This window comes from Streptomyces kanasensis, assembly GCF_043077165.1.
Classification (GTDB): Bacteria; Actinomycetota; Actinomycetes; order Streptomycetales; family Streptomycetaceae; genus Streptomyces; species Streptomyces changanensis.
Genome location: NZ_JBIBSF010000001.1, coordinates 589,242 through 599,316, shown reverse-complemented (window position 1 = coordinate 599,316; position 10,075 = coordinate 589,242). Strand labels below are relative to the sequence as shown.

The 10,075-nt window shown below is 75.5% G+C and carries 8 protein-coding genes; 4 read left to right on the top strand and 4 right to left on the bottom strand.

Annotated elements, in window-relative coordinates:
- The first annotated feature begins 359 nt into the window (after positions 1 to 359).
- Positions 360 to 1,307 (top strand): helix-turn-helix domain-containing protein, encoded by a 948-nt coding sequence (locus ACF053_RS02610; RefSeq protein ID WP_391952097.1) that lies wholly within the window; start codon positions 360 to 362, stop codon positions 1,305 to 1,307.
- A gap of 341 nt (positions 1,308 to 1,648) precedes the next feature.
- Complete coding sequence (locus ACF053_RS02605; protein ID WP_391952096.1) at positions 1,649 to 3,205, top strand: cellulose binding domain-containing protein; 1,557 nt, start codon at positions 1,649 to 1,651, stop codon at positions 3,203 to 3,205.
- A 159-nt stretch (positions 3,206 to 3,364) separates the two neighbouring features.
- Here the strand turns inward: ACF053_RS02605 and ACF053_RS02600 are convergent, their stop codons facing one another.
- The gene (locus ACF053_RS02600; RefSeq protein ID WP_391952095.1) at positions 3,365 to 5,125 is read right to left on the bottom strand and encodes a VanW family protein; all 1,761 of its coding nucleotides are present in this window, start codon (positions 5,123 to 5,125) and stop codon (positions 3,365 to 3,367) included.
- Positions 5,126 to 5,655: 530 nt separating this feature from the next.
- On the opposite strand from ACF053_RS02600, the gene ACF053_RS02595 reads away from it, so the two are divergent.
- Entirely contained in the window at positions 5,656 to 6,378 is a 723-nt protein-coding gene (locus ACF053_RS02595; protein ID WP_391952094.1) for an alpha/beta hydrolase, read from the top strand.
- Between the two features lie 73 nt (positions 6,379 to 6,451).
- Here ACF053_RS02595 and ACF053_RS02590 read toward each other — a convergent pair whose 3' ends face one another.
- Genes ACF053_RS02590 through ACF053_RS02580 form a run of 3 tightly spaced genes read right to left on the bottom strand, consistent with a single transcriptional unit; the run spans position 6,452 to position 8,330 of the window.
- Positions 6,452 to 6,643, bottom strand: a complete 192-nt coding sequence (locus ACF053_RS02590) for a hypothetical protein (protein WP_391952093.1) — start codon at positions 6,641 to 6,643, stop codon at positions 6,452 to 6,454.
- A 41-nt stretch (positions 6,644 to 6,684) separates the two neighbouring features.
- Complete coding sequence (locus ACF053_RS02585; RefSeq protein ID WP_391952092.1) at positions 6,685 to 7,854, bottom strand: zinc-dependent alcohol dehydrogenase; 1,170 nt, start codon at positions 7,852 to 7,854, stop codon at positions 6,685 to 6,687.
- A complete protein-coding gene (locus ACF053_RS02580) occupies positions 7,851 to 8,330 on the bottom strand; it encodes a hypothetical protein (protein ID WP_391952091.1) in 480 nt (159 codons plus the stop codon). The genes ACF053_RS02585 and ACF053_RS02580 overlap by 4 nt, the downstream gene beginning before the upstream one ends.
- A 358-nt stretch (positions 8,331 to 8,688) precedes the next feature.
- On the opposite strand from ACF053_RS02580, the gene ACF053_RS02575 reads away from it, so the two are divergent.
- Positions 8,689 to 10,032, top strand: a complete 1,344-nt coding sequence (locus ACF053_RS02575) for an APC family permease (protein WP_391952090.1) — start codon at positions 8,689 to 8,691, stop codon at positions 10,030 to 10,032.
- The last annotated feature ends 43 nt before the right edge of the window (positions 10,033 to 10,075 follow it).

Sequence of the window (10,075 nt, the reverse complement as noted above, 5' to 3'; positions counted from 1 at the left end):
GATTGGGGGTTTTGGGGTGGGTCGCGCAATTGTCCCCGCGGCCCCCCCACCCCGGGGGGTACTCGGGCCCCCCGCTACCCCCCCGCCCCCCGGGGGGGGGGGGGGCGCCGGGGGCCCCCCCGCCCCCGTACCCTCCCCCTCACCGGCCCGAACCGGCCGCACCGATCCCCACCGGCCGCACCGATCCCCACCGGCCGTACCGGTCCCCACCGGGTCCGTCCCCCACGCCCGCCGCCGTGCCCCGACACCTGCCGCCGTACTCCGGCACCCGCAGCCCTCCGCCCCCTCGGCCCCCACCCCGCCCGTGCCGCCTCCGTACCCCCGCGGTTCCGTCACGCCGCCCCGCTCGTGAAGGCCACATGCCGCACCTCCCCGCCGACGACTCCCCGGACGCCCCGGCCACCTTCGACGCGGCGCTCCGGCAGGCCCTCCGCCTGCGCGGTCTGCCCCTGCAACGCGTGTGCGACCGCCTGGCCGAGCGCGGCATACGGATCAGCCCCGCCACGCTCAGCCACTGGCAGCGCGGCCGCAGCCTGCCCGAACGCCCCCAGTCCCTCCGGGCCGTGCGGAAGCTGGAGGAGATCCTGGCCGTGCCCCGCGGCCACCTCGTCGGACTCCTCCAGCCCCACCGGCCGCGGGGGAGGGCGCGCACCAGCGGCCAGGACGTCACCGCCTCGCGCCGTGTCTTCGCCCCGGGTTCCGAGGTGGAGCGGGCCCTCGGCGCCGCGTTCGCGCTCTTCAACCGGGACATCGCCCCGCTCTCCATCCACGAGGCGGTCCACGTGGCCGAGGACCGCTGCATCCGCCGCCTGTCCGTCACCCAGGTGCTCCGCGCCATCTGCGACGGCCCGGACCGGCTGACCCTCGTGCACCAGGTCGACGAGGGCGTGCCGCCGGAGCTCGACTTCACCGTCCACTGCGGCACGCTCGGCTCGGTGCGCACGGAAGGGCCCCTGCGGTGCGTGGTCGCCGACATCCTGCTGGGGCGGCCCCTGCGGCGCGGCGAGACCGCCGTCGTCCGCTACGACGTCGACTTCCCGTCGGGGCCCGCCGCCAGCTCGTTCTACGAACGCCGCGTCCGCACCAACCTGCGTGAGTACCTGCTGCACGTCTCCTTCGCCCCCGGAGCGGTGCCGGCGACGTGCCACAAGTACTACCGGCGCCGGACCGACGCCCCGCAGGAGCAGGTCGCCCGCCTCGTCGTCGACGCCTCGCGGGCCGCCCACCTGTATCCGGCGAAGTGCACCCCCGGCGTCCACGGCATGCACTGGACCTGGCCGCCCGGCCCCGACGGCGACACCGGCTGATCCCTGCCCGCCCGGAGCCGGGTCGTGTACGTGCTCGGGCTGTCCGTGCGGACGTCTCCGGGCGCAGCGCGCCCACGGGGGAGCGAGTGGGGGCGGAACTCCCAATTGGTCCAGACCTATTGACCGCATTGGTTCATACCAATAGCCTCCCTGCCGTGTGAGTGTCATGGCACGACCAACAGGGCGGACCACCGGCAGTTCGACGCCGACAGGTCCGACCGCCGACAGGTCGGACCGCCACCGGGTCCGACCGAACAGATTTCCACGAACGACACGGGCGGCCGCCATCGCGGGCCCGCCGCCCGGACCCCTCACGGAACCGACACTCGAAGGGAGACGCCTTGAGATCCCCCACCGCCGGACGCCCGTGGACACGGGCCACGGCGCTGCTCGCCTGCCTGGTCCTCCCGCTCGCCGCCATGGTCGGCCTCGCCGCACCGGCGCAGGCCGCCGACGCCCAGGCGACGTACCGGAAGACCCAGGACTGGGGCGGCGGCTTCACCGGCCAATGGACCGTCAAGAACACCGGCACCACCGCCATCAACGGCTGGACCGTCTCCTGGGACTTCCCTGCCGGCACCTCCGTCACGTCCGCCTGGGACGCCACCGTCGCCGGCTCCGGCACCCGATGGACCGCGAGGAACGCCTCGTACAACGGCACCCTCGCGCCCGGTGCCAGCGTCTCCTTCGGCTTCAACGGCACCGGAAGCGGCGGCGCGGACCCGACGGGCTGCGCCCTGAACGGCGCTTCCTGCGACGGCTCGGGCACCCCCGGCGACGCCCCGCCGTCCGCCCCCGGCACGCCCACCGCCGGGACCGTCACCGACACCGCGGTGACCCTCACGTGGACGGCCGCCACCGACGACAAGGGCGTGAAGAACTACGACGTGTACCGCGGTTCCACCAAGGTGGCCACGGTCACGGCCACCGGCTACACCGACACCGGACTCTCGCCGGGCACCACGTACGGGTACAGCGTCCGCGCCCGCGACACGGCGGACCAGGTCGGTCCCGCGGGCGGCACCCTGACGGTGACCACCACGGGCGGCGGCGACGGCGGCGCCCGCTTCGTCCAGGCCGCGCCCTACCTGTACCTCGGTTGGGGCAACCCGCCGAACGCCACCGAGGTCATGAGGGCCACGGGCACCAAGTGGTTCACTATGGCCTTCATCCTCGCCCAGAACGGCTGCAACCCCGCGTGGGACGGTCAGCGCCCCCTCACCGGCGGCGTCGACGAGTCCACCATCAGGGCGATCCGCGCGGCCGGCGGCGACGTCGTCCCGTCCATCGGCGGCTGGAGCGGCAACAAGCTGGGCCCCAACTGCTCCACCCCCGAGGCCCTGGCCGGCGCCTACCAGAAGGTGATCGACGCCTACGGCCTGAAGGCGATCGACGTCGACATCGAGAACACCGACGAGTTCGAGAACGCCGCCGTCCAGGACCGCATCCTCACCGCCCTGAAGATCGTCAAGCGCGACAACCCCGGCCTGCGGACGATCCTGACCTTCCCGACCCTCGTCAGCGGCCCCGACTCCTGGGGCGACCGCCTCGTCGAGCGCGCCCACGCCCTCGACGCGGACATCGACAACTTCACCATCATGCCGTTCAACTTCGGCGGTGGAGCCGACATGTACGGCAGCACCGTCACCGCCACCGAGGGCCTCAAGGACAAGCTGGTGTCCGTCTTCGGCTGGAACGACGCGGAGGCCTACGCCCACATCGGCATCTCCGGCATGAACGGCAGCAGCGACACCGGAGAGGTGACCACCCCCCGGATCTGGACCCAGATCCGCGACTGGGCGAACGCCCACCACATCGGCCGCCTGGCCTTCTGGTCGGTCAACCGCGACCGGCCGAACTGGGAGTTCACCGCCATCACCGCCGGTTTCACCGGCTGACGGGGACCGCCACCCCCCACCCGCGCGGCGCCCCCGGCCCTGGCCGGGGGCGCCGTCCCCGCTCCGTCCCGTTCCGCGCGTGGTCGCCGTCCGTCCCGCCTGCCCGTCGGTGGCCGATGGCGGCCGGGCGTCACCGGTCCCGCGCCACGGGCCCTCGCCTCACCGGCCCTGTGCCGCCGGCTCCTGTCCGTCGGGTGCCGTCCGGCTCTCCGCCGCCTGGCAGACGACCTCGTCCCGCGGGGTGTAGCGCGTGCGGAACGGCTCGCGCCGGACCTCCCGGCCGTCCTGGACGAACACCCGGTCCACGGTCACGTCGAAGCCCTCCAGCGGGGTCTGCGGTACGCACGCCTCGTCGGCGCTGACCTTCTTCGCCGGCTGCTGCACACGAGTGCGCGGGCCCTTCACCGCCTTGACCTCGTCGTACTTCTTCGTCCCGAGGAAGGTGACGGTCACGGAGGTGTCCGTGGCCTCGGCGCGGATGGCCATCGCGTGCCCGGAGTCGTTGCGGAAGCGGAGGTCGAGGTGGCCCCACGCGACCGTCGCCTCGCGGCCCTCCGGGTAGCGCTCGATGTAGAAGGAGTGCGCGCCGTACTCGACGGGCTCCAGTCCGGCGAAGAACATCGCGTTGAAGACGGTGGTGGCCACGGTGGAGACGCCGCCCCCGGCCGCCTTCGTGTACTTGTCGTCGAGGATGATGACGCCCTCCGTGAACCCGTTGGCCTCGGTGCGCTCGCCGACGGTCCGGTTGAGGCTCCAGGTCTCGCCCGGCAGCACCACCGAGCCGTCGATGAGTTCCGCTGCCCGGCCGATGTTCCTGGTGCGGTACGCGGCCCGCTCGAAGCCCACGGTGAAGGACGACATCTCCTCCTTCAGGCCCAGTTCGGAGGCGTTCTCACGGGTCACGGCCGGCCGCGTGACCCGCGCGGGCAGCTCACCGGTACGGGCGTCGGCACCCGACCGGGTCAGCAGGGGCAGGACCGCCCCGCTCAGCGCCCCGGGCGTCACCCGCCGGCCGACCTTGCCGTCGGCGGCCACGACGACCCGCTCGCCGTCGAGCCGCAGGACGGCGTTCTCGGGAGGGCCGGTCAGGGCGGAGACCGGGCGGGCCACCTCCGGGGCCGCCAGCAGGCCCTTGCCGTCGAGCCGGGGGACCAGCCGGCCGGCGGCGTCCGGCCGCATCTCCAGGTGCGCGCCGACGACGGTCGGGGTGATCGTGACGCGCTCGCCGGCCAGGGTGAGGGTGATCGGCGCCGACATGGCCGGGCGGGCGAACTCGCGCATCGCCCGCCGCGTCTCCTGAGCGGTCACCTTCGGGTCGGTCCGCCGGCTCGGCAGCACCGTCACGGGCCCGGCCTTCTCCGCGGGGAACGCGTCCGTCAGCGGGGCGACCGCCGCGTCGACGTCCAGGGCGTACCCGGTGCGGGCGGGGACCTCCCGGGCCTTGCCCTCGTCGAAGACCACCGCGCCGTCGCGTACCGTCCGGTCCAGCGACCCCGCCAATGTGGTCAGGGCGTCGCGGGCCTGGTCCTCGTCGACCCGCACCACCGGCTCGACCCGCCGACCCGAGCGGAAGAGCCCGCCGATCACCGCGGCCGGATCCGCGCCGGAACGCGCGACCTGATCGACGGAGCGGGGGACATCGAAGGAGAGGCCTGCCCGGCGCGGGTCCACCACGGCGTCGCGGTCACCGACCCGCACGACGAGGGGGCGCGAGGCGGGTGCCGACAGCTGCTGCTCGACCTTGTGGACGGCCTCCGCCCGGGTCAGCCCCCCGACCTCCACCCCGCCGATCGTGGTCCCCCCGTCGATCTCACCGCCGCCGAGGAACAGCCCGGCGGCATACAGCCCGCCGACGCCGACGGCGAGCGCGCCGCCCGTCCAGGCGGCGGGCCGTGCGGGACGTATCGGGCGGCGGTGCATGGGTCTCCCTGGGGTCGGTGGCGGCGCCTGCGCGGTGACACGGGCGGGGCGAGGGGGAGGAGCGGGAGGGGAGGGGGAGGTGGTGGCGGGCCGGCTCCGTCAGGCAAGTCGCCCAAAGTAGCAACAACCGGGCCCGCGCGGTATGCCCTGGATCACGCCGATCCGGCTGGAAACCGACGCCTCTGCTCGCCGTTCGCCCCGCCCGGGCAGTCCCTACCGGCCGCGCCCGCCGCCGTACCCGCCCGCCGCCGTACCCGCCCACGCCGTACCCGCCCACGCCGTACCCGCCCGCCGCCGTACCCGCCCGCCGCCGTACCCGCCCACGCCGTACCCGCCCACGCCGTACCCGCCCACGCCGTGCCCGCCGCCGCGCCGCTGACGCCGTGCACCGCGGGCGGAATGTCGCCCCCACCCGCGGCCCGCCCGCGGGGCGGCGGGTGCGGAGCCGGGGCGGTGCCTCCGGGCGAGGCGGGCGCCGGCCGTGCCGGTAGGGTCCCGCCGGGACGGGGGCGACGACTGCGGGAGGACCCATGGCGAACGGCGCGCCGACCGATGACGGCGACGACGGGCGGCTCGTGGTCCGGCGCGCGCCGGGGGAAGCGGCCGCGGCGGTGCTGTTCCTGCACGGCGGGCGGGCCGACGCGCTCGACGCCCCGCGCCCGCTCGACCTCCCCGCCCTGCGCCTGCGCCCCTTCGCCTCCGCCGTGCTGCGCGCCACGCGCGGGGACGCCGTCGCCGTCGCCGGCGTGCGCTACCGCCACCGCGGCTGGAACGGCTCCCGTGAGGACGCCCTCCTGGACGCCCGCCGCGCCCTGGCGGAGCTGCACCGGCGCGCCGGGCCGGTACCCGTCGTGCTCGTCGGGCACTCCATGGGTGGCCGGGCCGCCCTGCGCCTGGCGGGTGACCGGTACGTGCGCGGCGTCGTCGCCCTCGCTCCCTGGTGTCCGCCCGGCGAGCCGGTGGCCCAGCTGCGAGGTCGGCACGTCGTCGTCCTCCACGACGAGCGGGACCGCGTCACCGCCGCCCGCGGCTCCTGGGAGCTGGTGCGCCGGTCGCGGCAGGCGGGCGCCGGCGCGGTCGGCGTCTCCATGCCGCGGGGCGGACACGCCATGCTGCGCGACGCCGGTGCGTGGCACCGGCTCACCACCGAGGCGGCGCTCGGCATGCTCGGCCTGGGCCCCTGCCCCGGCGGCCTCCTCCGACCGGACCCCGCCGCGGACGTGCCCGTCCCGGCCGACCGGCTCGCGCGCTGAGCGCACCGCACGCGGCACGCGGCCCGGACCGCGCCGGGCGGTCCGGGCCGGGTGGGGCGGGTGTGCGGTCGGGTCACGCGGAGGGGCCCACGTCCAGGTCCTCCGGGGTGCCCCCGGTCGGGGCGTCGGCGTCCCGGGCCGCGCTCTCGCCCCGCTCCCGGGCGGGCTCCCCGCGCCGCTCCTCCTCCGGGGTGACGCCCTCTTCACCGGGGACGCGCTCCCGGGGCGCCGCCTTCTCGTCCCGCGACTTCTCGGGCTGGTTCACGACGGACTCCTCTGGTCTGATGGGCGTCTTGCGACGACGCCTCACGGGCGGATGACGGCACGGACGCAGCCGTCGGTCTTCTTCTTGAACAGGTCGTACGCCGTCGGCGCCTCGTCGAGGGACACGGTGTGCGTGGCCAGGTGGGCCGTGTCCAGCTCCCCGGCCGCCAGGCGGTCCAGGAGCATCGGGATGTACCGCTGGCCGTGCATCTGCGCGCCCCGCACGGTGAGTCCCTTGTTGACGACCGCGCCGAGCGGGAACTTGTCGACCGCGCCCGCGAACACACCGAGGATGAAGACGGTTCCCCCCTTCCGGCAGGCGTGGACGGCCTCCCGGACGGCGGTCGGCCGGTCGGTCTGGAGCCGGAGCTGCTGCTTTACCTGGTCGTACACGTGCAGGGGGCCGGTGCTGTGGGCCTCCATGCCGACCGCCTCGATGCACACGTCGGGCCCTCGGCCACCGGTGCGCTCGCGCAGCTCGGCGGCGACGTCGGTCGTGGAGTAGTCGATCGTCTCCGCGCCGGCGTACCGCTCCGCCATGGCCAGCCGCTCGGGGATCCGGTCGATCGAGATGACGCGTTCGGCGCCCAGCAAGGCCGCCGCCCTGGCCGCCATCTGCCCGACCGCGCCGCACCCCCACACCGCCACCACGTCGCCCGGCTGCACCCCGCCGAGGTGGGCGCCCATCCATCCGGTGGGCACGGAGTCCGACACGAACAGGGCGCTGACGTCGTCGATCGCGTCGGGCACGGGGAACGCCCCGTAGTCGGCGAACGGGACGCGCACGTACTCGGCGTGGCTGCCGCGCAGTCCGCCCATGGCGTGCGAGTAACCGAAGATGCCGGCTGACTCGTAGCCGAACATGGCCTGCCCGATGCCGGGGTTGGTGTTGGTGTTGTCGCACAGGGACCACAGGTCGTTGGCGCAGTACCAGCACCGGCCGCATCCGACGAACGAGCAGACGACGACCCGGTCGCCCACCTTGTGGCGCCGCACCCCGGGCCCCGTCTCCACGACCTCGCCGACGAACTCGTGGCCGATGACGTCCCCGGCCCGCATCGCCGGGATGTACCCGCCGATCAGGTGCAGGTCCGACCCGCACGTCGTCCCGGCGACGAGCCGGACGATCACGTCCTGGTCGTTGCGCAGTTCAGGGTCGGGAACCCGCTCCACCGACAGCTTGTTCACGCCTTCCCAGCACAGCGCCTTCACAGCACGCCCTCCCCGCCCGACCTGCGCGTCACCAGTCCGACCAGGCGGCCGCCCGGTGTGTCCCGCGTGGTGGGCGCGTCGGGCTCCAACACCTCACCCGCCTCCAGCAGTGCCTTCGCGTCGCGCAGCGCCCGGCGCACGTCCTGGCGCGGGTCGTCGCCGGCGAGCCGTGCCACGGGGGACGCGGCCGCGGGCGGCGTGCCCCCGCGCAGGCGCGCGGCCAGCTCCGTGCCCCGCCCGCCGGGAGCCGGGCGGGTGCGCACCTCGATCCGGTCCGCGTACCGCCGCAGGGGCTCCGGCGGGTCACCCGGGTCGATCTCCTCGGGCGGCCGGTTGACGGTGACCGTCAGCCACCGGTCGCCGCCTTCCGTCCGGTCCGCCGACCGGGCGGTAGCCCGGCGCCACAGCGCCACCGAGCCCGCGGTGGCGGCCGTGGCGGCCGTGGCGGTCAGGAGCCGGTGCCGGGTACTGCTCATACGATGCCTCCAGGGGGCGGGAGCCGGGGGCGCGCGGGCCACCGGCCCGGCAAGCCGGATCACCGGCGGGGCCGCGGCCGCGCGCGGCGGGTCGTTCCCGGCGTCGGGTACCCCGGTTCACCGGGGCGCAACGGCCGCGCCCGGCCCGGTTCCGACGGCACCGCGACGGCGTCCGCCGCTGCGGGGGCACGGCCCGCGCGGGCCGCTGTCGGCCCGCGGTGCCCGTCCGTGGTTCCCGTCCGCGAGCCGTCTGCGAGCCGTCCGCGGTGCCCGTCCGCGAAGCGGTCCGAGGGGGGCGTCCCGGCAGGGTCGGGGCGTGACCTGCGTGGCGGGAGTGACGGCGGGGAAAACGGCACCCATGTCCACCACCCATGATCACGGGCAGCCGCTCGAACGCGCCCTGACCACCCCCCTGCTCTACTTCTTCATCCTGGGTGACGTCCTCGGCGCCGGGGTCTACGTCCTGATCGGCCAGGTCGCCGCCGACTCGGGCGGCGCCGTCTGGGTGCCGCTCGCCGTCGCCCTGGGCCTCGCCCTGCTCACCGCCGCCTCGTACGCCGAGCTCGCGACGAAGTACCCGCGGGCCGGCGGGGCGTCGCACTACGTCACCCGCGCCTACGGGCCCTTCGCCGGATTCGTCGCCGGGTTCTGCATGCTGGCCGCGGGGATCGTCTCCGTCGCGGCGCTCGCCCGGGGTTTCGCCGGCGACTACCTCTCGGCCTTCGCCACCGTGCCGGTCGCGGTCGTCGCCGTGCTGTTCCTGGCGGCCCTCGCCCTGCTGAACGCCCGCGGCATCCGCGAGTCCACCCGCGCCAACGTCGTCGCCACCCTCATCGAGGTGGGCGGCCTGGCGATCATCATCGCCCTCGGCGCCTGGCTGCTGCTGCGCGGCGACGGCGATCCGGGCCGGCTCACCCGGCTCGGTACGGCCGGGCAGGGCGCGGTGGCGTCCGTGCTGAGCGGCGCGGTCCTCGCCTACTACTCCTTCGTCGGTTTCGAGACGTCCGTCAACGTCGCCGAGGAGACCCGCGACCCGCGCCGCTCCTACCCGCGCGCCCTCTTCGGCGCACTCGCCACGGCCGGCGCCGTCTACGTCCTCGTCGGCATCGCCGCGTCCGCCGCCGTACCGACCGACACGCTGGCGACGTCCAGCGGCCCCCTGCTCGAAGTGGTCAAGGCAGCGGGCGGCGTGCCGGTGTGGCTGTTCAGCGCCATCGCGCTGGTCGCCGTCGCCAACGGCGCGCTGCTCACCGGCATCATGTCCTCGCGCCTCGCGTACGGCATGGCCCGCGACGGCCTGCTGCCCTCCCCGCTCGGCAGGGTCCTGCCCCGCCGGCGCACACCGTGGGTGGCCATCGCGGTCACCACCGTCCTGTCGATGTTGCTGGCGCTCACGGGCGGTGTCGCCACTCTCGCCTCCACCCTGGTGCTGCTCCTGCTGGTGGTCTTCTTCCTGGTGAACACCGCCGCCCTGGTCCTGCGCCGCGACCCCGGCACGCCGGGCCACTTCCGCGCACCGGTCGTCCTCCCGGCGCTCGGCGCCCTCTCGTGCGTCGTGCTCGCCACCCGCATCGAGGGGGAGGTGTGGGCGCGGGGCCTGCTCGTGCTGGCCGTCGGTGTCGTCCTCGGCGCGTCCGCCTCGCGCCGGCGCGAGGCTCGCGCCCAGGCGGGTCGGTCCGCGACTCCACCGCGGACGACGTGACGCGGACCGGGTGACCTCGATCCACGCGGTGTGACCCGGCCGG

Excerpts from the sequence above, each read along its gene's own strand:
- ACF053_RS02580 (WP_391952091.1), bottom strand. The coding sequence starts at position 8,330 with ATGAGCAGTACCCGGCACCGGCTCCTGACCGCCACGGCCGCCACGGCC.
- ACF053_RS02610 (WP_391952097.1), top strand. The coding sequence starts at position 360 with ATGCCGCACCTCCCCGCCGACGACTCCCCGGACGCCCCGGCCACCTTC.
- ACF053_RS02600 (WP_391952095.1), bottom strand. The coding sequence starts at position 5,125 with ATGCACCGCCGCCCGATACGTCCCGCACGGCCCGCCGCCTGGACGGGC.
- ACF053_RS02595 (WP_391952094.1), top strand. The coding sequence starts at position 5,656 with ATGGCGAACGGCGCGCCGACCGATGACGGCGACGACGGGCGGCTCGTG.
- ACF053_RS02575 (WP_391952090.1), top strand. The coding sequence starts at position 8,689 with ATGTCCACCACCCATGATCACGGGCAGCCGCTCGAACGCGCCCTGACC.